The 26536-nt window shown below is 72.2% G+C and carries 25 protein-coding genes and 1 tRNA gene; 12 read left to right on the top strand and 14 right to left on the bottom strand.

Features of this window, described 5'->3' with window-relative positions:
• Positions 1-35 precede the first annotated feature (35 nt).
• From ABL310_RS14650 to ABL310_RS14635, 4 genes are all read left to right on the top strand, one after another.
• On the top strand, positions 36-938 hold the full coding sequence (locus ABL310_RS14650; protein ID WP_349367750.1) for an NAD(P)-dependent oxidoreductase: 903 nt from the start codon (positions 36-38) through the stop codon (positions 936-938).
• Positions 939-1053: 115 nt separating this feature from the next.
• A complete protein-coding gene (locus ABL310_RS14645) occupies positions 1054-2151 on the top strand; it encodes an ion channel (RefSeq protein WP_349367749.1) in 1098 nt (365 codons plus the stop codon).
• Positions 2152-2249: 98 nt separating this feature from the next.
• Positions 2250-3926, top strand: coding sequence for a Na/Pi cotransporter family protein (locus ABL310_RS14640; protein ID WP_349367748.1), 1677 nt, complete (start codon positions 2250-2252; stop codon positions 3924-3926).
• Positions 3927-3999: 73 nt separating this feature from the next.
• On the top strand, positions 4000-4353 hold the full coding sequence (locus ABL310_RS14635; protein ID WP_349367747.1) for a PepSY domain-containing protein: 354 nt from the start codon (positions 4000-4002) through the stop codon (positions 4351-4353).
• A 97-nt stretch (positions 4354-4450) separates the two neighbouring features.
• Here ABL310_RS14635 and ABL310_RS14630 read toward each other — a convergent pair whose 3' ends face one another.
• Positions 4451-5182, bottom strand: a complete 732-nt coding sequence (locus ABL310_RS14630) for a hypothetical protein (protein WP_349367746.1) — start codon at positions 5180-5182, stop codon at positions 4451-4453.
• A gap of 543 nt (positions 5183-5725) precedes the next feature.
• On the opposite strand from ABL310_RS14630, the gene ABL310_RS14625 reads away from it, so the two are divergent.
• A complete protein-coding gene (locus ABL310_RS14625; RefSeq protein ID WP_349367745.1) occupies positions 5726-6517 on the top strand; it encodes an enoyl-CoA hydratase in 792 nt (263 codons plus the stop codon).
• A 27-nt stretch (positions 6518-6544) separates the two neighbouring features.
• On the opposite strand, the gene ABL310_RS14620 is transcribed toward ABL310_RS14625, so the two are convergent.
• Positions 6545-7006, bottom strand: coding sequence for a hypothetical protein (locus ABL310_RS14620; RefSeq protein WP_349367744.1), 462 nt, complete (start codon positions 7004-7006; stop codon positions 6545-6547).
• Between the two features lie 216 nt (positions 7007-7222).
• On the opposite strand from ABL310_RS14620, the gene ABL310_RS14615 reads away from it, so the two are divergent.
• A complete protein-coding gene (locus ABL310_RS14615; protein WP_349372066.1) occupies positions 7223-8374 on the top strand; it encodes a Xaa-Pro peptidase family protein in 1152 nt (383 codons plus the stop codon).
• On the opposite strand, the gene ABL310_RS14610 is transcribed toward ABL310_RS14615, so the two are convergent.
• A complete protein-coding gene (locus ABL310_RS14610) occupies positions 8364-8780 on the bottom strand; it encodes a DUF4864 domain-containing protein (RefSeq protein WP_349367743.1) in 417 nt (138 codons plus the stop codon). The genes ABL310_RS14615 and ABL310_RS14610 overlap by 11 nt on opposite strands.
• 61 nt (positions 8781-8841) lie before the next feature.
• A complete protein-coding gene (locus ABL310_RS14605; RefSeq protein ID WP_349367742.1) occupies positions 8842-10080 on the bottom strand; it encodes a TIGR03862 family flavoprotein in 1239 nt (412 codons plus the stop codon).
• Positions 10081-10211: 131 nt separating this feature from the next.
• Here ABL310_RS14605 and ABL310_RS14600 point away from each other — a divergent pair, with 131 nt between their 5' ends.
• Complete coding sequence (locus tag ABL310_RS14600; RefSeq protein WP_349367741.1) at positions 10212-10673, top strand: CAP domain-containing protein; 462 nt, start codon at positions 10212-10214, stop codon at positions 10671-10673.
• Positions 10674-10720: 47 nt separating this feature from the next.
• On the opposite strand, the gene ABL310_RS14595 is transcribed toward ABL310_RS14600, so the two are convergent.
• Entirely contained in the window at positions 10721-11107 is a 387-nt protein-coding gene (locus ABL310_RS14595; RefSeq protein WP_349367740.1) for a VOC family protein, read from the bottom strand.
• Between the two features lie 136 nt (positions 11108-11243).
• Here ABL310_RS14595 and ABL310_RS14590 point away from each other — a divergent pair, with 136 nt between their 5' ends.
• Complete coding sequence (locus tag ABL310_RS14590) at positions 11244-11936, top strand: zinc metallopeptidase (RefSeq protein ID WP_349367739.1); 693 nt, start codon at positions 11244-11246, stop codon at positions 11934-11936.
• A gap of 10 nt (positions 11937-11946) precedes the next feature.
• On the opposite strand, the gene ABL310_RS14585 is transcribed toward ABL310_RS14590, so the two are convergent.
• From ABL310_RS14585 to ABL310_RS14545, 9 genes are all read right to left on the bottom strand, one after another.
• Complete coding sequence (locus ABL310_RS14585) at positions 11947-13176, bottom strand: cyclopropane-fatty-acyl-phospholipid synthase family protein (RefSeq protein WP_349367738.1); 1230 nt, start codon at positions 13174-13176, stop codon at positions 11947-11949.
• 36 nt (positions 13177-13212) lie between these two features.
• Positions 13213-13995 (bottom strand): DUF1365 domain-containing protein, encoded by a 783-nt coding sequence (locus tag ABL310_RS14580; protein ID WP_349367737.1) that lies wholly within the window; start codon positions 13993-13995, stop codon positions 13213-13215.
• A complete protein-coding gene (locus ABL310_RS14575; protein WP_349372065.1) occupies positions 13992-15293 on the bottom strand; it encodes an FAD-dependent oxidoreductase in 1302 nt (433 codons plus the stop codon). Before ABL310_RS14575 ends, ABL310_RS14580 begins: the two co-directional genes overlap by 4 nt.
• Positions 15294-15335: 42 nt before the next feature.
• The gene (locus ABL310_RS14570) at positions 15336-16793 is read right to left on the bottom strand and encodes a deoxyribodipyrimidine photo-lyase (protein ID WP_349367736.1); all 1458 of its coding nucleotides are present in this window, start codon (positions 16791-16793) and stop codon (positions 15336-15338) included.
• Between the two features lie 191 nt (positions 16794-16984).
• Positions 16985-17059: transfer RNA gene (locus ABL310_RS14565), tRNA-Asn, on the bottom strand.
• A 212-nt stretch (positions 17060-17271) separates the two neighbouring features.
• The gene (gene alaS / locus ABL310_RS14560; protein ID WP_349367735.1) at positions 17272-19932 is read right to left on the bottom strand and encodes an alanine--tRNA ligase; all 2661 of its coding nucleotides are present in this window, start codon (positions 19930-19932) and stop codon (positions 17272-17274) included.
• 183 nt (positions 19933-20115) lie between these two features.
• Positions 20116-21114 (bottom strand): hypothetical protein, encoded by a 999-nt coding sequence (locus tag ABL310_RS14555; RefSeq protein ID WP_349367734.1) that lies wholly within the window; start codon positions 21112-21114, stop codon positions 20116-20118.
• A 69-nt stretch (positions 21115-21183) separates the two neighbouring features.
• On the bottom strand, positions 21184-22347 hold the full coding sequence (locus ABL310_RS14550) for an aminotransferase (RefSeq protein ID WP_349367733.1): 1164 nt from the start codon (positions 22345-22347) through the stop codon (positions 21184-21186).
• A 63-nt stretch (positions 22348-22410) separates the two neighbouring features.
• A complete protein-coding gene (locus ABL310_RS14545) occupies positions 22411-22857 on the bottom strand; it encodes an Lrp/AsnC family transcriptional regulator (protein WP_349367732.1) in 447 nt (148 codons plus the stop codon).
• 111 nt (positions 22858-22968) lie between these two features.
• Here ABL310_RS14545 and ABL310_RS14540 point away from each other — a divergent pair, with 111 nt between their 5' ends.
• From ABL310_RS14540 to ABL310_RS14525, 4 genes are all read left to right on the top strand, one after another.
• Entirely contained in the window at positions 22969-24069 is a 1101-nt protein-coding gene (locus ABL310_RS14540) for a saccharopine dehydrogenase NADP-binding domain-containing protein (RefSeq protein WP_349367731.1), read from the top strand.
• Positions 24070-24174: 105 nt separating this feature from the next.
• A complete protein-coding gene (locus tag ABL310_RS14535; protein ID WP_349367730.1) occupies positions 24175-24714 on the top strand; it encodes a phosphonopyruvate decarboxylase in 540 nt (179 codons plus the stop codon).
• 15 nt (positions 24715-24729) lie between these two features.
• On the top strand, positions 24730-25323 hold the full coding sequence (locus ABL310_RS14530; RefSeq protein ID WP_349367729.1) for a thiamine pyrophosphate-dependent enzyme: 594 nt from the start codon (positions 24730-24732) through the stop codon (positions 25321-25323).
• 167 nt (positions 25324-25490) lie between these two features.
• Positions 25491-26468 carry a TRAP transporter substrate-binding protein gene (locus ABL310_RS14525; RefSeq protein WP_349367728.1) on the top strand — a complete coding sequence of 326 codons (978 nt, stop codon included), beginning with the start codon at positions 25491-25493 and terminating at the stop codon, positions 26466-26468.
• The last annotated feature ends 68 nt before the right edge of the window (positions 26469-26536 follow it).

Here is a 26536-nt window from a genome sequence, read left to right as displayed (position 1 = left end):
GCGCCCACGTCCGGCTTCTCTCGAGGAGATTTCACATGACGGACACGCGTGATCGGATCGGCTTCATCGGGGTCGGCCTGATGGGGCACGGCATGGCCAGGAACCTGCTGGAGAAGGGCTGGCCGCTCACCGTCGTCGCCCACCGCAACCGCGCGCCCGTGGAGGATCTCGTCTCCCGGGGCGCGCGGGAGGCGCGGAGCGTGGCGGATCTGGCGAAGGCCTCCGACATCGTGCATCTGTGCGTCACGGCCTCGCCGCAGGTCGAAGCCCTGGTGCGCGGCCCCGGCGGCCTGAAGGAGAACCTCGCGCCGGGCTCGGTCGTGATCGACACCTCGACCTCCGACCCGAGCTCCACCCTCGCGCTCGCGGCCGAGCTCGCCGAGGCGGGGATCATCCTCGTCGACGCGCCCCTCGGCCGGACGCCGAAGGAGGCCTTCGCGGGAACGCTCGACTGCATGGTCGGATGCGACGCGCAGACCTTCCGGCGAATTGAGCCGGTGATCGGCGCCTGGGCCGGCAAGATCGTCCATGTCGGCGGGACCGGCGACGGCCACAAGATGAAGCTCGTCAACAACTTCCTCTCCATGGGCTACGCCGCGCTCTATTCCGAGGCGCTCGTCCTCGCCCAGAAGGTCGGCATCCCGCCGGCGCGGTTCGACAGCGTCGTCCGCGGCGGGCGCATGGACAGCGGCTTCTACCAGACCTTCATGAAATGGGTGCTGGAGCGCGACCCGGACGCCCACCGCTTCAGCCTCTCCAACGGGCTCAAGGACACGCGCTACATCGAGGCGATGGCGGACTCCGTCGGCATGGCGAACCCGATCGGCAACGCCGTGAAGAACGCCTTCGCCATGGCCGTCGCGCAGGGGAGGGGAGACGACTACGTGCCCATGCTCTCCGACGTCGTCGCCGAGCTGAACGGGACGCGGCTCGACTGATCCGCGCGGCCCGGGACTTCTGCCCTCGACCGGAGCGGATCGCACGATCCGGCGGCCTCGCGCGTTTGCGATCGGGCGCGGCCGTCGCGCCGGGACGGGGAGGGCGCCGCCAGGCATGCGCACGGGATGGCTTCAGCACCGCAAGCGACACGCGAGCGTCCGGCCGCTCGTGCGCGCGGGCGGGCCGCGGCGGGCGCTGCCGCGGCTCCTCGCCGTGCTCGCGACGCTCGCGCTCCTGCATGTCGGCGCGATGATGGCGCTCGAGGGTCTCGGCGCCTTCGAGGCCGTCTGGCTGACGCTGACGACCCTCACCACGGTCGGCTACGGCGATCTGTCGGCGCGCACGCCGCAAGGGCGGCTCGCCACGATGCTGCTCGTGTTCCTGGGCGGCATCTGGATCGCGTTCCAGTCGGCCGCCACGTATTTCGAGCTGCGCGGGGACCGGCGCGAGCGCAAGCGCGTCGGCCGCTGGAGGTGGGACATGCGCGATCACATCCTCGTCCTCAATGTCGAGTTCGAGAACGCCCCGGCCTTTCTCGCGGGGCTCGTCGCCGAGTTCCGCGCGAGCCGGCGCTTCCACGACCGCGTCGTGGAGCTCGTCTCCCCGCGCTTCGCGACCGGGCTGCCGGAGGCGCTCTCCGAGCGCGGGGTCGTGCATGTCGCGGGCGAGCCCTGGAGCCGGAGCGCGCTCGAGGCCGCGGACGCGCAGGACGCCGAGGTGATCGTCGTCCTCGCCCTCGACGACGGCGACGCGGCCTCGGACGGGCGCACCTTCGACATCGTGGACCGCCTGCGGGAGATGGGCGCCGGCGGGCGCATCATCGCCGAATGCGTCGACGACGCGAACCGGCCGCGCATGGTGCGCGCCGGGGCCGACGTGGTGGTGCGGCCCCTGCGCGGCTATCCCGAGATGATCGTGCGGGCGCTGGCGGCGCCCGGCGCCGAGGCGATCCTCGAGGACCTGTTCACCAGCCGTGGCGACGAGTGCTGGCGCTACGACGTCGAGGTGAGCGGGCGCCCCTGGCGGGAGATCGTCCGCCTCCTGACCGACGAGGATATCGGCGTGCCGATCGCCTACCGCGCCGCGGTCGACGGGCGGATGGTGATCAATCCGCCGCCCAAGTCCCGCGTCGAGGCCGACAAGCTCTTCGTGCTCGTGCGCGAGGGCAATGCCCGCTCCGACGCCGAGATCGCGGCGCTGCTGAGGCGCTGACGCCGTGGCGAGACACCGACACGCTCTGCGCGAAGTCGGGGATCGTCGGGGGCGCAAAGGCGTTATCATCCTCTTAGCCGCCTAAGGGAGCTTCGCAGATGACCACCGCCCTCGACCTCCTCGCCGGTATCGCTCTGCTCGTCTTCGCGACGCGCATGGTGAAGACGGCGGTACTGCGGGGGTTCGGCGGTCGTTTGCGCGAGGCTCTGGCCCGCGCGACCTCCGGCCCGCTGCGCGCGGCCGCGACGGGTCTCGGTCTCGCCACCGCGCTGCAGAGCGCGTCCGCCACGGCCGTCCTCGCCGCCTCCTTCGCCGACAGGGGCTTCCTCGCGCTCGCCGCGGCGCTCGCCCTGATGCTGGGCGCCGACGTCGGCTCGACGGTGGCTGTGCAGATCCTCTCCCTGAAGCCGGTCTGGCTCGGGCCGCTCCTCATCGCGATCGGCGTGCCGGTCTTCGTCGTGGCGACCCGGCCGGCCCTGCGGCAGCTCGGCCGGGTGGCGCTCGGGATCGGGCTCGTCGTGCTCGCGCTCGGCATGATCGGCGCGGCGAGCGCGCCTTTGCGGGACTCCATCGCGCTGCAGGCGCTGCTCGCGGGCGCGGAGGCGCAGCCGATCCTCGCCTTCGCGGTGGGTCTCGGGCTCGCCGTGATCGCCCAGTCGAGCCTCGCCGCGGTGCTCACCGCGATGGCCTTCGCGGCCGCGGGGGCCGCGCCCCTCTCCGTCGTTCTCGCGGTCGTGCTCGGCGCGAACGTCGGCTCGGCGCTGGTGCCCTTCGGGCTCGCGCCGCGCACCGGCCCGGCCGGGCGGCGGCTGCTGATCGGGAACCTCGCCTTCCGCGCGCTCGGGGCCGGCGCCGCCCTCGCGCTCCTCGCCTACGACGTCCTGCCGCTCGGCTGGCTCGGCGCCGACGCCGCGCGGGCGACGGCCAACGCGCACACCCTGTTCAATCTCACGCTCGCGGTCCTCTTCCTGCCGCTGACCCGCCCCGCGGCGGCGCTCCTCGCGCGCCTCGTCCGCGAGGAGCCCGCCATCGCGACCATCCCCCCGGTCGACGCGCTGTCCGAGGCCCCGGCCGACGCCGATCCCGACGTCGCCCTCGCGGCGGCCGCGCGCGAGACCATGCGCCTCGCCGACACGGTGGAGGTGATGCTGCGCGAGAGCATCGCCGCGCTCGCCGATCCGGACGAGCGCCGGCGGGACGCCGTACGCAGGCTCGACGACGCCATCGACCGCCGCTACGAGGAGATCAAGCTCTTCCTGATCCGGCTCGAGCGCGGCCGGCTCGACGAGGCGCAGGCGCGGCGCGCCATGGCGCTGATCTCGCATGCGACCAATCTCGAGCATGCGGGCGACATCATCGACAAGGGCCTGATGCGGCTCGCCTCCCGCCGCCACCGCCGCGGCCTCGCCATCCCGGAGGCCGACTGGACCGAGATCCGCGCCCTGCACGAGCGGGCGCTCGGCCAGATGCGCCTCTCCGGCGGGCTCCTCGTCGCGGAGGATCCCGCGGTCGCGACCGCCCTCGTGCGCGAGAAGGACGCCTTCCGCGAGGCCGAGCGCATCGCCACCGAGCGGCACCTGCGCCGGCTGCGCGCCGAGCCGCCGGCGAGCGTCGAGGCGAGCGCGCTGCATCTCGACATCCTGCGCGATCTCAAGCGCATCGTCGCCCACCTCACGGCGGTCGCCTATCCGGTGCTGGAGGCCCGCGGCGGGCTTCGCGACACGCGCCTCGTCGAGCCGCCGCCTCGCGGGCCGGCGCCGCAGGCCGTGGCGTGAGACGCGGTGAAACGAAGCGGGCGGCCGCCGCGTTGGCGGGGCATAGGCAGCCAGTCACAAGAGGAGCCGTCCCATGCGCATCGCCGCCCACATCAAGACGTCTGTCGCCGCCCTCGCCCTCGCGGCCTTCGCCGTCGCGCCCGCGACGGCCCAGGACATGGATCTCACCGACGAGATGATCATGGAGCGCGACCCCGTCGCCGAGGAGATGATCGGCGAGGGCTATGTCGGCGCCGAGCGCGCCTGGGTGCGCCCCTCGGAGGTCGTCGCCATGCTGCGCGAGCGCGGCTACACGAACATCCGCGAGTTCGACGTCGAGTTCAATCAGTACGAGGTCGAGGCGATGAGCCCGGTCGGCGAGGACGTCGAGATGGACATCAATCCCTACACGGGCGAGATCGTGAAGGTCGAGCGCAACTGGTTCTGACGGATGCGCCCGCGCGCCGGGGTCACCCCGGCGCGCGCCCCCGGATCGTGATCTTGGAGGACGGTCGGATCGTCGAGGACACCGGCCCGCGCCGGCGTCAATCGCGCACGCCCATCTCCTCGGCCGTGAGGGGCGCGGCCTCGAGCACGCTCTCCTCGCGCGCCGTCCCGCCGGTATAGGGCACGGCGACGTCTGCGAACGGGTCGCGCGTCGCCGAGACGACGACCGCCTCGAGCGCGCCCTCCATCGTGAACAGCACGTCGTGCACGTAGCCGAGCGTCTCGCCGTCGAGCGGGGCGTGCATGCCGAGCATCAGGTCCTCCAGCAGGAAGACGTCCGAGCCCGTGAGAACGGCGTCGAGATCGTTCTCGGCGATGGCGGTCACCTCGTTCGAGACCGTGTCGGCGGTCAGCGTCGGCTCCTCGAAGATCGCGTACATCTGCAGGCCCTCCTCGTCGATCGGGGAGCGCACCAGGCCCTCGGCGGGCAGGGGCTCGAGCACCGAGAACGGGACCGAGAGCATGGTCTCGTCGAACTCGAGGAACTCGTCGAGCTCGACCACCACCGCGAGGGCGTATCCGTCGACGCCGACGAGGATGTCCTCGACGTCGCCGATATCCTCGTCGCCGGGGCCGAGGACGTCGGCGCCGAGCAGCTCCATGGCGCTCCAGAGATCGCGGTCGACGGGATCGAAATCGAGCCGCGAGAGCGGGATCAGCACGGCGTCCTCGATCGCCCGGCCCGCGGCGGGGCTCACGTCGATGGCCTGAGCCTGTGCCGCGCCCGCCGCCACGCCTGCGGCGGCGAGGCCGATGATGAGGCTGCGCATGGTCCTCTCCTGTCGTTCTGCTTGTCGGATCCTCCTTCCTCAACCGTGGCCGAGGCGGGGCGGTTCCGCTTCGGGCGCGGGCCATTGGCGCGACTCGGAGCCGCGACGATCGGAAATCGAGCGCTCCGGCGGCGCCCGCTCTCCCCTTTCCTTCCTTTCCTACAGGGAAGACGAAGGGTCGGCGTGCTCGTCGAACCGTTCCCGACCGGCACTGTCTCGGCACGCTGCGGTGCGGGACGATGTGCGAATCGACGAGCCCTGGTGGAGAGTGGCCGGGGGTGACGGGCGTCGAGAACGATTTCGGCGGCGATGACGGGCTGCCTCCGTCTCCCCGGTCGTGAGGTATCGCGAGCCGCTGCGGAACGTACTGGTGGTCGCGCGGCATCGACGGCACGAAAATCCTGCGCGCCCCTCACCCCTAGCCCCTCTCCACGAGGGCGAGGGGAACCACCGTGCGCTCTGCATCGGGCGGCGCGCGTCCGGGGTGACGCGGTCCGCGGCCTTCTGTATGCGGGATGGACGAGCCGCGAGGAAGGGAGGGCCATGACCGTGAGCGAGACCGACGAGATCCTGCATTCCGTCGAGGGCGGCGTCGCCCGGATCGTGTTCAACCGGGCGCAGGCCCGCAACGCGCTCACCTTCGCCATGTACGAGCGGCTCTGCGCATTGTGCGAGAGCTGCGAGGCGGATCCGGAGGTCAGGGTCGTCGTCATCGCAGGCGCCGGCGGAAAAGCCTTCGCGGCCGGCACCGACATCGCCGCCTTCCGCGACGTGCGCACGGCGGAGGACGCGCTCGCCTACGAGGCGCGGATCGAGCGGGTCGTCGGGCGGCTGGAGGGACTCTCCAAGCCGACAATCGCCATGATCGCCGGCGCCTGCACGGGAGGCGGCGCGGCGATCGCGGCCGCGTGCGACCTGCGCGTCGCCGAAGCCGGCGCGAAGATCGGCTTTCCGATCGCGCGGACGCTGGGCAATTGCCTGTCGGTGAAGAATCTCGCCCGGCTGGCCTCGCTCGTCGGCGCGCAGACGGTGAAGGAGATGATCTTCACCGCCCGCCTGCTCTCCGCCGAGGAGGCGCTGGCGAAGGGCTTCCTCACCGAGGTCGCGCCGGACGCCGCCGCGCTCGAGGCGCGCGTCGCCGCGCTCGCCGAGACGATCGCCGGCCACGCGCCGCTGACGCTCTCCGCGACCAAGCGCGGCCTCGCGATGCTCTCGGCCGACATGCCCTCGGGGGCCGGGGACGATCTCGTCGTCGCCTGCTACACGAGCGCGGATTTCCGCGAAGGCATGGAGGCCTTCCTGGCCAAGCGTCCGCCGCGCTGGCAGGGACGCTGATCGGGGTCGACCGACGCCGAGGGCGGCTCAGCGCTCGGTGATGCCGAGCTGGGCCGGGATGCCGCGGCCGCCCTCGTAGTGCCCGATCCAGATGTCGTACTGGCCGGATAGCGGGTTCGAGAAGGTGAGCTGCGGATCGAGGTTGCCGCCGCTGTCGTCGTCGCAATACCAGGCGCCGCTCGGGTCGTTGACGACCACGATCGTGTCCGCGTTCGAGCGCACGAAGAAGGTCAGCGCGAAGCCGCCGCCGGCATTGTAGTTGAGCCGCACGTCCGGCGCGTCGGCCATGGAGCCGCCGCAGCTGCTGACCGACGAGGCCGGCCTCGTTCCGCCGGCGCGCACGCGCACCCAATAGGGATCGGGCGCGAAGCCCGCGTTGAGGTTCACCGTGCCGAAGGCGGGACGGCGATTGTAGTTCTGCGCGTCGGACGGGATCGCGGCGGCGAGGACGGCCGCCGCGGCGAACCCGGCGAAGACGGTGCGAAGCATGGAACGAGCCCCCTGTTTTTCGTGGCGGAGGCCGACTGCGTCGCGAACGCCCAAGCTTCCGTCGACTCCGTTATAAACTTACCCAGCGGGAGCGTGGAATACAGGAAAAGCCTGAGCCCGTCCGCGCGCGACGGCGCGCGGCTTGCGGCGGCGCGCCGATCGGACTAGGTCCGGTGCACCACGCGCCTCGAGGACGCCCGCATGACCATCGATCGGCTGAACCTGCATTTTCCCGCCGCCGAGTACGAGGCGCGCCTCGCCGCCACGATCGCGGCCATGGAGCGCGAGGGGCTCTCGGCGCTGCTGATGTTCCGGCAGGAGAGCATGTACTGGCTCACGGGCTACGACACGTTCGGCTACGTGCACTTCCAGTGCATGGTGCTCACCGCCGACGGCCGGCTCGTGCTCCTCACCCGCTCCGCCGACCGGCTGCAGGCGCGCTTCACCTCGCGCGTCGAGGACGTGCGGATCTGGGTCGACCGCGAGGGGTCCGAGCCCGAGCGCGAGCTCGCCGCGATCCTCGCCGAGCTCGGGCTCGCGGGCAAGACGCTCGGCGTCGAGTACGAGGCCTACGGGCTCACCGCCGCCAAGGGCAAGCGGCTCGAGGCGGCGCTGGCCGATAGCTGGAGGCTGGCCGACGCGTCCTTCCTGATCACCCGCCTGCGGGCGGTGAAGAGCGCCGCCGAGCTCGCCTACGTGCGCCGCGCGGCGGAGCTCGGCGACGCGGCCCTCGCGGCGGCCGAGGCGCGGGCCGGGGCGGGCGTGTTCGAGGGCGACATCCTCGCCGACATGCACGGCGCCATCGCCCGGGGCGGCGGCGACGACCCGGCGAACGAGTTCATCATCGGCTCGGGGCCGGGCGCCCTGATGTGCCGCTACTTCAGCGGCCGGCGCACGCTCTCGGAGAACGACCTCCTCACGCTGGAATTCGCCGGCGTCTACCGGCACTACCACGCCGCCCTGATGCGCACCTTCGTGATCGGGACGCTCGATCCGCGCATCGAGGCGATGCATCGGGCCGCAATCGACGCGCTGCTCGCGGCGGAGGACGCGCTGCGCCCGGGCCGGCCCATCGGCGCGGCGTTCGACGCGCATGCCCGGGTCCTCGACGAGGCGGGGCTCGGCCATACCCGGCTCAACGCCTGCGGCTACTCGCTGGGGACCACCTTCGCGCCGAACTGGATGGACTGGCCGATGCTCTACACGGGCCAGAGCTACGAGGCGCGGCCGGGCAACGTGTTCTTCGCGCACATGATCCTGTTCGATGCCGAGGCCGGCCTCGCCATGTCGCTGGCGCGCACCTGCGTCGTCACCGAGAGGGGGGCGGAGCCCCTGTCGAGCGCCTCGCTCGACCTCGTCAGGCGCTGAGGCCGGGGCGGCGCACGAGCTGGCAGCCGGAGATGCGCCACGTGCCGTCCGGCTGCTGCTCGAGCGAATAGAGCGCCGTCCAGGTGACGCCCGCCTCGTCGACGACGGTCACCTCCTGCACCGGCCCGCCCGGCGTCTCGCGAAGGGTCCCGAAGCTGTAGTCGCGCGGCCGGTAGACCGGGCGGTAGCCCTGGCGGACCATGCCCATGAACATCTCGGCGCTGGGGAAGATCCGCTGGATGCCGGGCGAGGCGTAGGAATAGGCCCGCGCGCCGTCGTCGGCGCGGAAGGCGTCGATCTGGCTCTCGATGACGGAGCGGATCGCTCCCTCGTCCGCCTGCGCGGGCGCAGGCTGCAGGAGGGCGGCGGCGAGAAGGCAGGCCAGTCCGGCGAGAAGGGCGCGCATGGTCGTGTCCTCCGATGCGGGTCACCGGGAAGGAGCTAGGCCGCGGGAGCTGCGCGGCAAGTCACGCGGCCGAAAGCCGGGCCAGCGCCCCCTCCGCCGCGGCCCGGCCGGTGGCGAAGCAGCCCTGCAGCAGGTAGCCGCCCGTGGGCGCGTGCCAGTCGAGCATCTCCCCGGCGACGAAGATTCCCGGCATGGCGCGCAGCATGAGCCGATCGTCGAGCCCCTCGGCGCGCACGCCGCCGCGGCTGGAGATCGCCCAGTCCAGCGGGCGCAGGCCGGCGACCGGCAGCGGGCAGTCCTTGGCCAGCGCCGCGAGCGCGTCCGCCCCAGGCGGGAGGGGCCCGCCGCCGCTCTCGCGCATGAGCCCGATCGCGACCAGCGCGAGCCCGGCCCGGCGCAGGCGCTCGGTCGTGGTGCGGCTCTTCGGGGAGGCGGCGATCTTCGCGGCGAGCGCCTCGGCCGCGAGGTCCGGCCGCAGGTCGAGGCGCAGCGTCGCCGCGCCGCGCGCCTCCAGCGCCTCGCCGATCGCCGCCGAGCGGGCGTAGATCCCCGTGCCCTCGAGGCCGTGGCGGGTGGCGACCGCCTCGGTGATCGCGCCGGGATCGGGCGGCTCGTCGACGCCGATGGCGACGCGCTTCAGGGGCGCGCCCGCGAAGCGCTCCCGAAAGACGTCGCTCCAGGCGATCTCGACGCCGGCATTCATCGGGGCGAGCGAGGCGAGGGGAATCCCGCGGGCGGCGAGGAGATCGGTCCAGGCGCCGTCGGAGCCGAGCCGCGGCCAGGAGGCGCCGCCGAGCGCGAGGATGGTGGCGTCCGTCGCGAGGCGCTGCTCGCCCTCCGGCGTCTCGAGGAGGAGCGCGCCGTCCTCGGCGAAGCCGGTGAAGCGGGCTCGCGTGAGGAGCGTGACGCCCTGCGCCGCGAGCCGCGCCAGCCAGGCGCGCAGGAGCGGGCTCGCCTTGAAGCTCTTCGGGAAGACCCGGCCCGACGAGCCGACGAAGGTCGGCTCGCCCAGCCCCTCCGCCCAGGCGCGCAGGTCCCCGGGGCCGTAGGCGCGGATCGCGTCCGCGACGAGGCCGTCGGCGCTGCCGCCGTAGCGCGGCAGGAAACGATCGAGCGGCTCGGAATGGGTGAGGTTGAGCCCGCCACGCCCGGCGAGCAAAAACTTGCGCGCCGGGGTCGGCATCCGCTCGACCAGAATCACCGCGAGCCCCTCCTCGCCCGCGAGCCGCTCCGCCGCGGCGAGGCCGGCGGGGCCGGCGCCGACGATGGCGACGGTGCGGGGATGCGCGGGGGAAGGCATCGGCTGGAGGCTCGTGTCGGAATGGGGACGGGACGCGTAGCGCATCGGCGCGGGTCTGTCATGCCGCCCGCCTTGATTTCGCCCCCGCGCAGCGTCATCCAGAGCCGGTCGCGTCACAGGCCCGCCTCGCAATGAAGCCCCTTCTCGCCGCCGCTCTCGCGCTTCTCGTCTCCGCCTGCGCCCTGATCCCGCAGGCGCGCGGGCCCGTCACGATCGAGACCGGGCACGCCGCCGCCATGGCGCGGATGGTCTCGGACTATCGAGGCGCGCGGGGGCTGTCCGCGGTGCGCGTCGATCCGAGCCTGATGGCGGCCGCGGAGGAGCAGGCGCGGCGCATCGCGGCGCGCGACGACGTGAACCACGGCAATTTCGCGGGCCGCATTCACCGCAACGGCGTCGACGCCTACACCGCCTTCGAGAACCTCGCCGCCGGCGACCCGACCCCGCGCGCCGCACTCGCCACCTGGCAGGCCTCGCCCGCGCACCAGCGCTCGCTGGTCAAACCCGAGGCGACGCGGATCGGATACGTGCGCGCGCTGGCGCCGGAGACCCGCCACCGCTATTTCGACGTCCTGGTCCTGGCCTCCGATTGAGCCCGGCCTCCGATTGAGCCCGGCCTCGGATCGAGCCCGGGCGCGGGTCACTCCTGCGCCGGCTCGGGGGTCATCCAGCCCATCGCCGCGCCATGCGGATCGGTGAGCATCGCGATCCGCCCCACGCCGGGAACGTCGAAGGGCTCGCGCAGGATGGTCGCCCCGCGCGCCCGCGCCGCCTCGATCGCGGAATCCACGTCGTCCACGGCGATGTAGACCATCCAGCTCTCGGGCGCCTCGGGGCCGAGCTGCTCCGTGGCGTCGAAGATGCCGCCGGCGTTCTTGCCGCCGGCCTTCGCGACCGAATAGGTGGTGCCGTCGGGCATCGGCATGTCGTCGAAGGTCCAGCCCAGCGTCTCGCCATAGAAGCGTTTCGCCGATGCCGGATCGCGGGTCATCAGCTCGTTCCAGTAGAATTGGCCGTGAGGGGTCATCGGATCGTGCTCCGCTCGTTGCGAAAGCCCCCCTGCGGAGCCTAGGCCGGCGGACGTCCCCGCGACATCCGGACGCGTCCGGAGGCGATGCCGCAGGCCTCTCCCCGCGCGCGGCGAGAACGCCTAGATTACGCTCATGGCACTCGTCCTCGGCCTTCTCGCCGTCCTCTTCCTGGCTGCGATCTTCCTGCCGCAATGGTGGGTGCGCACCGTCATGCGCCGCCATGCCGTCGAGCGCGACGACTTTCCCGGCACCGGCGGCGAGCTCGCGCGCCACCTTCTCGATCTCGCCCGGCTCGGCCACGTGCGCGTCGAGCTGGCGCAGCCGGGCGGCGACCATTACGACCCCGTCGAGAAGGTCGTGCGCCTCTCGCCGGACAATCACGACGGCCGCTCCATCACGGCGGTCGCGGTCGCCGCGCACGAGGCCTCTCACGCCATGCAGGACGCCGACGGCGACACGCTGCTCGCAACCCGCGTCAAGCTCGCCGGCTCGATCCGCGCCGTCGAGGTCTCCGCGGCGATCGTGCTCGCCTTGACGCCCCTCGTCGCTGTGCTGGTGAAGTCGCCGGTCCTCGTCGTGCTCCAGATCGGCGTCGTCGTGGCGCTCCTCGGCTCGCGGGTGCTGGTGCACGTGCTGACGCTTCCCGTCGAGCTCGACGCGAGCTTCAAGCGCGCGCTGCCGATCCTGGAGAAGGGCGGGTTCCTCGCGGAGGCGGACCTGCCGAAGGCCAAGAGCGTGCTGCGCGTCGCCGCCATGACCTACGTCGCCTCGGCGCTGGTCTCGCTCCTCGACATCGCCCGGCTCCTGCGCGTGCTGCGCTTCTGACGGCGTCGCCTCAGGCGGGGCGCTCCAGCACGATCTGGCGGACGTCGGTGTTGCGGGTGGCGAAGCCGACCTCGCAATAGGCGAGGTAATAGATCCACAGCCGGCGGAAGCGCGCGTCGAAGCCGAGCCGCGCGATCTCCGGCCAGGCGGCCTCGAAGCGCGCGCGCCAGTCCCGCAGCGTGCGGGCGTAGTCCTCCGCGAAGCGCCGGTCCGAGACGACGCGGAAGCCGTGCCGGGCCGCCAGGGCGTCCACCACGCTGTCGGAGGGCAGCATCCCTCCGGGAAAGACGTGGCGGCGAATGAAGTCGACCTGGCCGCGATAGGCCTCGTAGCGCGCGTCCCGGATGGTGATGAGCTGCAGCCCCGCTCGCCCGCCGGGGCGCAGCCGCGCCTTCATGGTCTCGAAGAAGGCGTCCCAATAGGGCTCGCCGACGGCCTCGAACATCTCGATCGAGACGATGCGGTCGTAGGTCCCCGCGATGTCGCGATAATCCTCGAAGCGCAGGTCGATGCGCTCGCCGAGCCCCGCCTCGGCGATCGTGCGCGCGGCGTGGGCGTGCTGGGCGCGCGAGATGGTCAGCGCCGTCACCCGGCAGCCGAGCTCCTTCGCGGCGTAGAGCGCGAACGAGCCCCAGCCGCAGCCGATCTCGAGCACCCGCTCGCCCGGCTGGATTCCCGTCGCCTCGGCGAGAAGGCGGTGCTTCTCGGCCTGCGCCTCCTCCAGCGTCCCCGCGCCCGTGGCGTAGACCGCGCTGGAATAGGTCATGCTCGGGTCGAGCCAGGCGGCGTAGAAGGCCTCGCCCAGATCGTAATGGTCGGCGATGTTGCGCTTGGCGCCTTCGCGGGTGTTGCGTCGCAGGGCCTCGCGCAGGCGGCGCAGGAGACGCAGCGGCCAGGGCTCGTCGACGACGCGCTCGCCTTCGGGCCGATTGATCGCGAACAGCGTCAGGAGCGCGCCGAGATCGGGGGTGTCGATGATCCCGTCGCAATAGGCCTCGGCGAAGCCGATCTCGCCGCGCAGGAAGACGCGTCTCGCGAAGGACGCGTCGCTTATCGTCATCTGCGCCTCCGGCCCCGGCCGCGCCCCGCCGAAGGCGAGACGCCGCCCGTCCGGCGCGAGGATCGTCAGGCGGCCGGTCTCGATGCGCAGCCCGACGGCGAGGAGCCGGCGCAGCAGGAAAGGCAGCCCGCGGGTCGCGGCGGGAAAGGTCTCGCTTGTGACGATAGGGTCGGGGCGCAACGCGAACAGGCTCCTCGAGGGAGAGCCGAGTGCGCTTCAGGACGCCGCGCCGCCCGGCTCGGAACGGGGCCTTCTCGCATGCCGCGGATGCGGCATGATCCGCAAGCCCTTCGCCCACAGCCGCGCCGCCTCGTAGTGGATCGCGGCGACGACCTTCGCCGTCATCAGCGGCGTTCGGGCGAGCGTCGCGAGCAGACCATGCGTCGTGAGAGCCCGGCGACGCCCCTTGAAGAGCGCGGTGAGGATCGGCCCCGCCGCGTCCCGCTCGACGATGGTCACCCGCGCCTCGTCCCCAGGCGCCGGAAGCCCAAAGCGGTAGGTCTGCGCCATGTCGAGGAAGGGCGAGACGTGGAAGGCCTTCGCCGCCTCCGGCCGCTCCCCGCCGCCGGGGAGGACGTAGCAATGCCGCTCGCCGAAGGTGTTGCGCACCTCGGCGATGACCCCCGCGAGCCGCCCGTTCGCATCGAAGCCGTAGAACAGGCTCAGCGGGTTGAAGGCGTAGCCGAGGAGGCGGGGATAGGCGAGGAGCCGCACCCGTACGGCCTCGATCCCGTGCGCGGCGAAGGTCTCGCGCGCCCAGGCGGCGAGCGGCCGCGCGTCGCGCGCGCCGTGGTCGGCGGGGCGGAAGGAGACGAGATTGACGCGCCCGACGGAGAAGAGCGGCGAAAGGCGGTCCGCCTCCTCCAGGCGGTCGAGGTCGATGGAGAGGGTGAAGACGCGATAGCGGAAGCGGTGCGCGCGGGGCTTGAGCCGGGCGTGCATCACGTCGCCCACGTAGAGGCAGGCGGGCGCGTCGCGCTCGTCCGCCGCCGCGCTCACGCCGCCGCGTCCTTCAGGCCACGGGGCGCCACCCGCCAGGGCGCCGCCGCGCCGAGCGCCTCGGCGACGGCGAGGCCCGAATGCAGGCCGTCCTCGTGGAAGCCGTACTTCGTCCACGCGCCGCAGAACCAGATCCGGTCCGCCCCCTGCAGCCCCGCGAGCGCCGCCTGCGCGGCGATCGCCGCCTGGTCGAATTGCGGATGCGCATAGGAGGCCTGCGCGAAGATCGTCTCCTCACGCGGCGGGCGCGGCGGGTTGAGCGAGACGAAGAGCGGGCGCGAGGGGTCGAGGCCCTGGAGCGCGTTCATCCAGTAGGTGACGCAGACCGCGTCGCGATCGCGCTTGATCACGTTCCAGGCGGCCCAGGCGCTCCTCGAACGCGGCATCAAGGACGCATCGCGGTGGAGGTAGACGACGTTGTCGCGATAGCGGATGGCGGAGAGCATGGCCCGCTCCGCCGGCGTCGGGGCGGCGAGGAGGCGGAGCGCCTGGTCGCAATGGCAAGCGAGGACGACCTCGTCGTAGTGTGCGCTCTCGCCCGTCGCGGTCTCGACCAGCACGCCCTCCGCCCCGCGGGAGACGCGCGTCACCGGCGTGGAGAGCCGCAGCCGGTCGCGATAGGCGTCCGTCATCGCCGCGACATAGCGGCGGCTGCCGCCCGTCACCGTGCGCCAGGTCGGCCGGTCGAGCCGCATCAGGCGGTGGTTCTCGAAGAAGGACAGGAAGGAGGCGGCCGGGAAGGCGAGGATGTCGCCCGGCGGCATCGACCAGATCGCCGAGCCCATGGCGACCACGTAATCCTCCCGGAAGCGCCGCGAATAGCGCTCGTGCTCCAGGTAGTCGCCGAGCGAGAGCCCCTCGAGCCGCCCCGCGCGCAGGTCCGCCGATCCGCGCCGGTTGAAGCGCACGATGTCGCGGATCACGCGCAGGTGGACCGGGGAGGGGATGCCGGCGCGAACCGGAAGAAGCCCGCCGAGCGCATCCGCCGCCCGCGACGTCCAGGCGAGCTCGACTCCGGCCTGCGCGTCCCACTCGGAGACCGAGAAGCTCATGTCCGACTGCTGTGTCTCGACGCCGAGATGGGCGAAGAGCCGCGTCAGGTTCGGGTAGTTCGGCTCGTTGTAGACGATGAAGCCGGTGTCGACGGAGAGTGCGGCGCCGTCGTAGTCGATGTCGAGCGTCGCGGCATGGCCGCCGGGGCGCGCGTCCGCCTCGTAGACCGTGACGTCGTGCCCCGAGGCGACGCTCAGCGCCCAGGCGGCGCCGTTGCCCGCGATGCCGGAGCCGATCACGGCGATGGTCCTGCCCGCCCCTCCGCTACGTACACCCAAGATTCCGCCTCACGCCGCAGCCTGCTTCATTCGCGCGAGGGCGTCGAGCGCCCGTCGGCGACCCTCGTCGTGCGCGACGACGGGGAGCGGATAGGTCTCGCCGAGCGTCACGCCCGCTCTCTCTAGCACGTTCCGAGGCGCTTCCCAGGGCTTGTGCACGAATGTCGCAGGCACGTCGGCGAGCTCCGGGACCCAGCGGCGCACGTAGTCGCCCTTCGGATCGAACTTCTCGCCCTGCGCCACGGGATTGAAGATGCGATAGTAGGGCGAGGCGTCGGCGCCAGAGCCCGCCACCCATTGCCAGGAGGCGGAATTGTTGGCGGGATCGGCGTCGCACAGCGTGTCCCAGAACCAGTCCTCGCCGTGCCGCCAATCGACGAGCAGGTGCTTGACCAGGAACGAGGCGACGACCATCCGCACGCGATTGTGCATGAAGCCGGTGCGCCAGAGCTGGCGCATGCCGGCGTCGACGAAGGGGTAGCCCGTGCGGCCCCGTTGCCAGGCGGCGAGCGCGGATGCGTCCTCGCGCCAGGGGAAGGCGTCGAAGCTCTTCGTCAGGTTCGTGCGCGCCATGTCCGGCTCGGCGTAGAGCAGCTGGTGCGAGAAGTCGCGCCAGCCGAGCTCCGAGCGGAGCATGTCGTAATCCTCCGGCGGGATCCGCCCCGCGTCGCGCGCGTGCAGCGCCGCGTGCACGATCTGCCGGGGCGAGAGGTCGCCGAAGCGCAGATGCGCCGAGAGCATGGAGGTGGTCTCGAGATCGGGCCGATTGCGCGAGCCGACATAGCCCGAGAGCGCGCCGTCGAGGAAGGCTTCGAGGCGCGCGCGCGCGCCGCCTTCGCCGCGGGTCCAGGTCTCGCGCAGGCCGGACGCCCAGTCCGGCGCGCTCGGCTCGAGGTCGAGATCGGCGAGGCGCACGGCCGCCCCGCGCAGGGCGGCGGTCCAGGCGCCCTTCTCGACCCGGTTCGGCGCGGGGAGCGGCGCGGGCGGCGGGTCGTAGTGCAGGGTGGCGTTCTTGTAGGGCGTGAAGACGCGGTAGAGCCCGCCGGTCTTCGTCGTCACCTCGCCCGGCTCGTAGAGGAGGCGCGCCTTGCAGCTCCTCGCCTCGACGCCGGCCTCCTTGAGCGTGCGCTTGACGTCCGCGTCGATCTCCCGCTCGGCCCCGTAGCGCCGGTTCCAGACCACGTGGGCGGCTTTCGTCTCGGCCGCGACGCGCGGGATCACGTCGCGCGCCGCGCCGCGCAGGATCAGAAGCTCGCCGCCGATCCGGGCGAGGCTCTCGGAGAGCTCCGCCAGCGAGCCGTGCAGGAACCAGCGCGCGGCGCCGCCGAGCGGGCGCACCTCCGGGCTCTCCTCGTCGAACAGGTAGAGGCACAGGACCGGCGCACCGGTCTCGACCGCATGCGTCAGCGCCGGATTGTCGGCGATGCGAAGATCCTCGCGAAACCAGACGAGCGCGGGCCCGGACACGTCACACCTCCCTCGGGACTCGATGGCGCCCTTGATACGGAGCTTCGCCGGGAGATTGAACCGGAGGAGGCGCGAGGCGCCGCGCGACTTGGGGCCGCAGCGGGAAGAGGAGGGCTACGGCGCAGCTCGGGTGCTCTCACATGCACGCAGCACATGATCCGCAGCGGTCGCGCTTTCGGGAATCGAGGTGGTGGCTCCGGCGGTAGGATTCGAACCTACGACCAACGGATTAACAGTCCGCTGCGCTACCGCTGCGCCACGCCGGAATGGGCCACCTCGGGGGGGGGAGCGCTGGGCGCCTCCTCCGCCGGTGGAGAGCGATATATCGGCCCGGCTCGGTCGATGCAAGCCCCGGAAGTCGGAAAAGCCGACGAAATGTCCCGGAGCCGTCCGTGAATCGCAAGGCCGGGATCGCCATGCGAAAAGCCCCGGATCGCGGCGCGGTCCGGGGCGTTGCGGCGTCCTTTCGCGTGGCGCTTCAGCCGAGGCGGCCTGCCACGGCGTCCAGCGCGGCCTGCGCCTTCGCTCCGTCCGGGCCGCCGGCCTGGGCCATGTCGCGGCGTCCGCCGCCGCCCTTGCCGCCCAGCGCCTCGGAGGCCGCGCGCACCAGCTCGACCGCGTCGTAGCGCTCCGTCAGGTCGGGCGTGACGCCGACGACGACGCCGGCCTTCCCGTCCTCGGAGACGCCCACGATGGTGACGATCCCCGAGCCGATTCGGCGCTTGCCCTCGTCGACCAGACCCTTCAGGTCCTTGGGCGCGACGCCCTCGACCGCGCGCGCCATCAGCTTGACGCCGGCGATCTCGCGCACGTCGTCCGCTCCCCCGCCGCCGGATGCGCCGCCCATGGCGAGCTTCTTGCGCGCCTCGGCGAGATCGCGCTCGAGCTTGCGGCGCTCCTCGACGAGGGCCGCGATTCGGCCGGGCGCCTCGTCGACCGTGGTCTTGAGCAGGCCCGCAATCGTGTGGAGCGCCTTCGATTCCTCGGCGAGGTGCCGGCGCGCGGCCTCGCCGGTGAGCGCCTCGATGCGGCGCACGCCGGCCGCGACCGCGCTCTCGCCGACGATCGAGACCATCCCGATCTCGCCCGTGCGCGCGACGTGCGTGCCGCCGCACAGCTCGATCGAGTAGGGCTTGCCGGCGAGCGGGCCGTCGACATTGGTGCCCATCGACACGACGCGGACCTCCTCGCCGTACTTCTCGCCGAAGAGCGCACGGGCGCCGGACGCGATCGCCTCGTCCACGGCCATCAGCTTGGTGACGACGGGCTGGTTCTGAAGGACGAGGGCGTTGGTCAGGCTCTCCACCCGGCCGAGCTCCTCCTCGGTGATGGGCTTCTGGTGCGAGATGTCGAAGCGCAGGCGATCGGGCGCGACGAGCGAGCCCTTCTGGGCGACGTGCTCGCCCAGCACCTGGCGCAGCGCCTCGTGCAGCAAGTGCGTCGCCGAATGGTGGGCGCGGATCGTGGCGCGCCGGGCGTGATCGACGGTGAACTCGGCCGGATGGCCGACGACCAGGTGCCCGTCCTCGACGGTGACGTGATGGACCCACAGGTCGCCGAGCTTCTTCTCGACGTTGGTCACGCGCGCCCTGAAGCCGGCGCCGACGATCGTGCCGGTGTCGCCCACCTGGCCGCCGCTCTCGGCGTAGAACGGCGTCTGGTTGGCGACGAGGAGGCCCGTGTCGCCCACCGCGATCGTGTCGACCCGCTTGCCGTCGCGCACGAGGGCGGCGACGACGCCCTCGGCCTTCTCGGTCTCGTAGCCGAGGAACTCGGTGGCGCCGGCCTCGTCGCGGATCGCGTACCAGACGGTCTCCGTCGCCGCCTCGCCGGAACCGGCCCAGGCGGCGCGCGCCTTCTCGCGCTGGCGCTCCATGGCCTCGTTGAAGGCCGCCGTATCGACGCCGATGCCGCGCGCGCGCAGGGCGTCCTGCGTCAGGTCGAGCGGGAAGCCGTAGGTGTCGTAGAGCGTGAAGGCCGTCTCGCCGGAGAGCTCGTCGCCGTGGGCGAGCGCCTTCGTCTCGTCGTCGAGGATGGCGAGCCCGCGCTCGAGCGTCTTGCGGAAGCGCGTCTCCTCGAGCTCCAGCGTCTCGCGGATCAAGGGCTCGGCCCGGTTCAGCTCGGGATAGGCCTCGCCCATCTCGCGCACCAGGGCGTGGACGAGACGGTGCATCAGGGGCTCGCGCGCGCCGAGCAGCTGGGCGTGGCGCATGGCGCGGCGCATGATCCGACGCAGCACGTAGCCGCGCCCCTCGTTCGAGGGCAGCACGCCGTCGGCGACGAGGAAGGAGGCGGCGCGCAGGTGGTCGGCGATGACCCGGTGCGACGCCTTCTGCGGACCCTTGGCGTCGACGTTCGTCAGGGTCTCGACCGCGCCCGTGAGCAGGCGCATCGTGTCGATCTCGTAATTGTCGTGCGTGCCCTGCATCACGGCCGCGATGCGCTCGAGGCCCATGCCCGTGTCGATGGAGGGCCGCGGCAGGTTCACCCGCTCCTCGGGCGAGATCTGCTCGAACTGCATGAAGACGAGGTTCCAGATCTCGATGAACCGGTCCCCGTCCTCGTCGGGCGAGCCGGGCGGGCCGCCGGGAATGTGCGGGCCGTGATCGAAGAAGATCTCGGAGCAGGGGCCGCAGGGGCCGGTGTCGCCCATCTGCCAGAAATTGTCGGAGGTCGGGATGCGGATGATGCGGTCGTCGGAGAGACCGGCGATCTTGCGCCACAGCACGGCCGCCTCCTCGTCCTCGGAATAGACCGTGACCAGCAGGCGCTCGGCGGGGAGGTCGAACTCCTTGGTGACGAGGTTCCAGGCGAGCTCGATCGCCCGGTCCTTGAAATAGTCGCCGAAGGAGAAGTTGCCGAGCATCTCGAAGAAGGTGTGGTGCCGGGCCGTGTAACCGACGTTGTCGAGGTCGTTGTGCTTGCCGCCGGCGCGCACGACCTTCTGCGCGGTGGTCGCGGTCGTGTAGGGCCGCTTCTCGACGCCTGTGAACAGGTTCTTGAACTGCACCATGCCGGCGTTGGTGAACATGAGGGTCGGGTCGTTGCGCGGCACGAGCGGCGACGAGGCGACGACCTCGTGCCCGTTCTTGGCGAAGTAGTTCAGGAAAGCCGACCGGATCTGGTTGACGCCGCTCATGGAGACACTCTGCGAAAGGGAGGCGGACGTGACGCCGCCGAAGCGTTGCGCGTTATTAGAGTTGGGGAGGGGACTTGTCGAGGGAAAGGGCGCGTGCGCGCAGCTTGGTCGGGATCGCCGCGCTCCCGGGTCGCCTGTCTGCGCTCGCTCGTCTTCGCGCCGCCACGGGAGCGACGCTGCGCATCATGGGTCCGGCGCGCGCGGCGTCGCTCCGGTGTGCGGCGCGACGTAGCCGATGATGGCCGGCGAGACCGGCACGCGCTCGAAGCCCGCCTCCACGAGCGCCTGCTGCGCCGCCTCCGTGCGCGGGATCGAGACGACGCGCCCGCCGATCCAGAAGGCCGCGACGTCGGCGTCGATGGGGACGCCGATGCGGGAGAGGACGATCGCGGGATCGGTCTCGGTCCGCTCCAGCCCGCGGGCGATCTCGTCGATCTGCTCGCCCCGGCGCAGCAGCAGCGCGCGATTGTCGCGCACCACCTCGTCGATGGCGGAGAGCCGCTCGTTGGTGCGGGCGAGCTCGACGGCGAACGCGTCGAGCCGCTCGTCACGCGCGGCCCCGGCCGCCTCGAGCCGCTCCAGTCGCCTGCCGGTCTCGGCGAACCGGTCGCCCGACCGCGCCTCGGCCGCGGTGAAGCGGTTGTTCAGATGCGCCTCGGCCGCGGCGAAGCGCTCGTCCAGGCGAGCCTCTGTCCACGAGCGCAGGGCGTCGAAGTCGGCGCCGACGCCCACGAACCGGGCGTCCACCTCGTCGGACCGCGCCACCCCGTCGAACCGGGCGTCGATCTCGTCGAACCGGGCGTCCATCTCCTCCGACAGCGCCACGCCGTCGAAGCGCGCGTCCACGCCCTCGAAGCGCGCGTCCACGCCATCGAAGCGCGCGTCCACGTCGTCGAAGCGCGCGTCCACGTCGTCGAAGCGCGCGTCCACGTCGTCGAAGCGCGCGTCCACGTCGTCGAAGCGCGCGTCCAATCCGTCGAAGCGCTCGCCGTTCGCGGCGTCGGTGCGGTCGGCGCGCTGCTCCAGCCGCTCCAGATGGGCGTTGATCCGAAGCAGTTCCCCCTTGATCTCCCCGATGTCGCGGGACATGGCGAACCCGAACGGGACGATGAGCGTGATGAGGAGCGGCACGCCGACGGCCGTCACCCATCTCAGCGTCTGCTCCAGGACCCGCATCGCCACCCCCGGCAATCTTCCTTTGCGTCGGATGATTAACACACCCTCGCGCGACCGGCAAGAACAAACCGGGGCCTAAACCGTCAGCCGGTCGCCCAGCTCCGCGAGCCGCTCCACCCCCGCATTGGCGAAGGCGACGCGCAGATGCGTCTCCTGGCCCGGCCCGAAGAAGCTGCCCGGCAGCATCAGCACGCCACGCTCCGCCGCGATGCGCTGCGCCGCCTCGACGGCGGGCGCGCCGGCGAAGGGGTGGCGGACATAGGCGAAATAGGGCCCGATCGAGGAGATCTCCCAGCCCGGCAGCGGCGCGAGCGCGTCGGCGAAGGCGCGGGCGCGGTCCGCGAGCGTGTCGCGGGCGGCGGTGCGCCAGTCGCGCAGGCCCTCGATCGCCCAGGCGACGGCCGCCTGGCCGGCGCGGGCCGGGCAGATCTGGATCGTGTCGAGCAGCTTCGCCACCTCGGCGATCACGGCCTCGCCGCCGACGAGCGCGCCGAGCCGATGGCCGGGGACGGCGTAGCTCTTCGAGAAGGAGTAGAGCTGGACGACGTTGTCCCGCCAGGCGTCGCCCGCGAAGAGCCCGTGCGGCGCGCCGGCGCCGTCGGGGAGGAAGTCGCGATAGGTCTCGTCGAGGACGAGCCAGAGCCCGCGCCGGCGGGCGAGATCGGCGAAGGCGGCGATCGTCTCGGGCGGGTAGGTCGCGCCGGTGGGGTTGTTGGGCGTCACCAGCACGATGGCGCGCACCGTCTCGTCGAGGAGCGCCTCGGCGTCCTCTGCGCGCGGGACGAAGCCGTCCTCGGCGCGGCAGGGGAGGGGGCGCGCCGCGACGCCGAGCATGGTCAGCGCCATCTCGTGGTTGAAATACCACGGCGTCGGCAGCATCACCGCCTCCCCCGGCGCCGCCGCGAGCAGCATGGCCGCGACGAAGGCCGCGTTGCAGCCCGCCGTGATCGCGACCTCGCTTGGCCCGACCCGTCCGCCGTAGAGCTCCGACACGTCCGCGGCGAGCGCGGCGCGCAGGGCCTCGTCGCCGAGGATCGGCCCGTAGCGCGCGGCCTCCGCCGAGCCCGCCGCCTGCGCCAGCCGCTCGAGCAGCGCCGGATGCGGCGCGCCGCCGGGGGCGGCCTGGGAGAGGTCGATCAGCGGGCCGCGCTTGCCGTCGTAGGCGCGCGCCCAGGCCTGCGCGGCGGGGATCGGCGGGGCCTGGAGGGCGGCGACGTTGGGGTTCAGGCGGGGCGGCATGCGGGCTCGGGTCCTTGCGTGGCGCGCGAGCTTACGCGGAGGCCCCCGCTGCGCGATAGGCCCTCACCGCTCGAAGCGCGTGGACAGCACCACCGACGTCTGCGTCCGCTCGACGCCCTCCAGCGCCCCGATCCGGTCGATCACCGCGTCGAGATCGGCGACGCTCGCGGCGGCCACCTCGGCGATCATGTCGAAGGCGCCGGAGACCGAGAGCAGGCGGCGCAATTCCGGCATGGCGGCGAGCGCCTTCGTCACCGCCGGCGCGGCCTTGGGGCTCGCGACGATCATCACGTGGGCGCGCACGAGGCCGGCCTCGTAATCCGCCGCGAGGCGGGCGGTGTAGCCGACGACGATGCCCGCGCGCTCCAGACGCTCGATGCGGCTCTGCGCGGTGGTGCGGGAGACCCCGAGCCGCCGCGCGATCTCGGCGACGGGCGCGCGGGCGTTCTCGCGCAGCAGGGCGATGAGGGCGCGGTCCTTCTCGGTCGTCGTCGAATCGTCGATCGGCATCGTCGGATCGCCATATCGGGGGCTGCGGAGCGCGCGAAGCGTAGCGTCGTTTCCGGAAGCGCGGAAGCGTAGACTTCCCGTCCCAGGAACAGCCCCCGCGAGGAAGAGCCCATGAAGGACATCGTCGTCGTCGGCGCCGGCAAGATCGGCCGCATCGTCGCCCGCATGCTGGCCGAGACCGGAGACTACCGCGTCACCCTCGCCGACCGCGACGAGACGGCGCTCGCCCGGGCCGTGCAGGGCTCCCCCGTCGAGGCCGCGCGCGCCGACATCGGCGATGCGGCGGCGCTCGGCGACCTCCTCGCGGGCCGCTTCGCCGTGATCTCGGCGGCGCCCTTCCACCTGACAGGCGCCGTCGCCGAGGCCGCGGCCGCGGCCGGCGTGCACTATCTCGACCTCACCGAGGACGTCGCGACGACGCGGCGCGTGAAGCAGCTCGCGGACGGCGCGGCCACCGCCTTCATCCCGCAATGCGGCCTCGCGCCGGGCTTCGTCTCCATCGTCGCGCACGATCTCGCTTCCGGCTTCGAGAGCCTCGACGAGGTGAAGCTGCGGGTCGGCGCGCTGCCGCAATTCCCGACCAACGCGCTCAACTACAATCTCACCTGGTCGACCGACGGGGTGATCAACGAGTACATCGAGCCCTGCGAGGCGATCCGCGACGGCCGGCTCGTCCAGGCGGCGGCGCTCGAGGAGCGCGAGGAATTCTCGCTGGACGGCGTGCGCTACGAGGCGTTCAACACCTCGGGCGGCCTCGGCACGCTGTGCGAGACCTACCAGGGGCGGGTGCGCGCGCTCAACTACCGCTCGATCCGCTATCCCGGGCACCGCGCCATCATGAAGGCGCTCCTCGACGACCTGCGCCTGCGCGAGCGCCGCGAGGTGCTCAAGGACATTCTCGAGCAGTCCGTGCCGACCACGATGCAGGACGTCGTCATCGTCTTCGTCACGGTGTCGGGGCGCAAGGAGGGGCTCCTCACCCAGGAGACCTTCGCCAAGAAGATCTACGCCGAGCGCGTGAACGGCCACGTGCGCTCCGCGATCCAGATCACCACGGCGTCGGGCGTCTGCGCCGTGCTCGACCTCCTCGCCGAGGGGCGCCTGAAGCAGGCCGGCTTCGTGCGCCAGGAGGACGTGCGCCTCGCGGACTTCCTGGAGAACCGCTTCGGCCGCGCCTACGCCCGCGGCGAGGACGCCCGCGCCGCCGCGTGAGGCGCCCCCCGCGCTCCTGCCCAGACGGGTCTGGCGGGTTTTCCGGGTTTGGCGCGCCGTACCTTTCGCGCTCTACTCTCCTCCTGACGAAGGAGGGGACGGAGCTTGGACGAGCGCGTGACGGAAGGCCTCTTCGCGCCGGGGGACTGGCGCCGCGAGATCCACGAGGCGTTCGGCGCCTTCCGCGTGCGGCAGGTCGCCTACGTGCCGGACGCCGGCCATGCGAGCCTGATCACGGCCTGCCACGCCGACCCCGCGATCACCGCGATCCCGCTCACCACGGAGGAGGAGGGCGTCGGCGTGATCGCCGGCGCGCATCTCGGCGGGGAGCGCGGCGCGCTGCTGATGCAGTCGAGCGGGGTCGGAAACTGCCTCAACACCTTCTCGCTCGTGAGGAATTGCGGCTTCCCCGTGCTGATCCTCGTCACGATGCGGGGCGAATGGGGCGAGTTCAATCCCTGGCAGGTGCCGATGGGGCAGGCCACGGCGGAGACGCTGCGGCTCGGCGGCTTCGTCGTGCACCGCGTCGATGCACCCGCCGACATCGGTCCCGCCATCCGCGCCGCGGCGTCGATGACCTATGACGGCGGCACGTCGACGGCACTTCTGCTTTCGCAGAAGCTCATCGGTTCCAAGGCCTTCTGAGGAGCGGTGCAGACGATGGACGAAGATTTCCGCCTCGACCGCCGCGCCCTCGTCGCCGATCTCCTCGCGGATCGGCCGGACGATCTCCTCGTCGTGACGAGCCTCGGCTCGCCGACCTACGACGTCGCCGCTGCGGGCGACCATCCGCTGAACTTCTATCTTTGGGGCGCCATGGGCAGCGCCGCGACGGTCGGGCTCGGCCTCGCGCTGGCGCGGCCGGAGAACCGCGTCCTCGTCTTCGCCGGCGACGGCGAGCTCCTGATGGCGCTCGGCGCGCTGGCCACCATCGGCGTGCAGAAGCCCGTGAATCTCGCCGTCGCCGTCCTCGACAATGCCCGCTACGGCGAGACCGGCGGCCAGCCGAGCCATACCGGGCTCGGCGTCGACGTGCCCGCCGTGGCGCGGGCCTGCGGATTCGCCGAGGCGCGCGGCTTCGCCGCCCCGCTCGACGCCGCGGCGGCGCGCGCCTGGCTGCGGGAGGCGCCGGGGCCGATCCTCGGCAGCTTCGGCATCGACGCCGCCGAGCGCCCGCGCGTGATGCCCTCGCGCGACGGCCACCACCTGCGCTCGCGCTTCCGCGCCGCGCTGCTCGGCTCGGCGGCGGGATGAGCGCAGCGATGCGCGCGTCTTGGGCGCGCCTTGGGCGAGTCTTGGGCTTGACCCTCGGGAAAGGCCCGGACACGCTGACCGTCACCGGGAGCGGCGCGCGGAAGACGCCGCCCCATCCAGAGAAGGGCGGCCGCGAGGCCGCCCGGGGGACAAAAAGGGGAACGACAATGAAGAACCTGTTCGCGTCCGTCGTCTTCGTCGGCGCCTCGGTCGGCCTCGCCGCCACGGCGAGCGCCCAGACCACCTGGGACATGCCCACGCCCTATCCGGACGGCAATTACCTGACCCAGAACGTGCGCGCCTTCGCCGAGGAGGTGAAGGAGCTCTCCGGCGGCAAGCTCGAGATCACCGTCCACTCCGGCGCCTCGCTGTTCAAGATGCCGGAGATCAAGCGCGCGGTGCGCACCGGCCAGGCGCAGATCGGCGAGATCCTGCTCTCGGCCTACGGCAACGAGAACCCGATCTTCGAGGTCGACGGCGTGCCGTTTCTCGCCGCGGGCTACGACAACGCCGAGAAGCTCTGGCTCGCCCAGGAGCCGATCCTCGAGGAGGTTCTCGCCGAGGAGGGCCTGATGCCGCTCTTCACCGGCGTCTGGCCGGGGCAGGGGCTCTACAACCAGGAGGAGATCGAGGGCCTCGACGCGATGGAGGGCGTGAAGTTCCGCGCCTACAACGCGGCGACCTCGCGCCTCGCCGAGCTGATGGGCGCCGTGCCGACGACGGTGCAATACGCCGAAGTGCCGCAGGCCTTCTCGACCGGCGTCGTCAGCTCGATGCTGACCTCGGCGACGACCGGCGTCGACGTGAAGGCCTGGGACTTCCTCGAGGTGTTCTACACGACCGACGCCATGCATCCGAAGAACCTCGTCTTCGTCAACAAGGACGCCTTCGACGCGCTCGAGCCGGACGTGCAGGAGGCCGTGCTCACCGCCGCCGAGAACGCCGAGCAGCGCGTCTGGGCGAAGGCGCGCGAGGAGGGCCAGGCCGCGGTCGACGAGCTCGCCGCCAACGGCATGACGGTCGCCGCGCCGGGCGAGGCGCTGATGACCGAGCTTCAGGGCATCGGCGCGCAGATGACCGAGGAGTGGATCGAGAAGGCCGGCGAGCGCGGCCAGCGTCTCGTCGACGCCTACAACGCGCTCTGAGCGGGCTCTCCCGAGGGGCGCGCCGCTCGTCCGCGACCGGCGCGCCCCGCTTCCTACCGCGGGGAGAC

Source organism: Salinarimonas sp. (assembly GCF_040111675.1).
Lineage (GTDB): Bacteria > Pseudomonadota > Alphaproteobacteria > Rhizobiales > Beijerinckiaceae > Salinarimonas.
The sequence above is the reverse complement of the archived record's forward strand: the minus strand, read 5'-3'. Positions and strand labels throughout refer to the sequence as shown.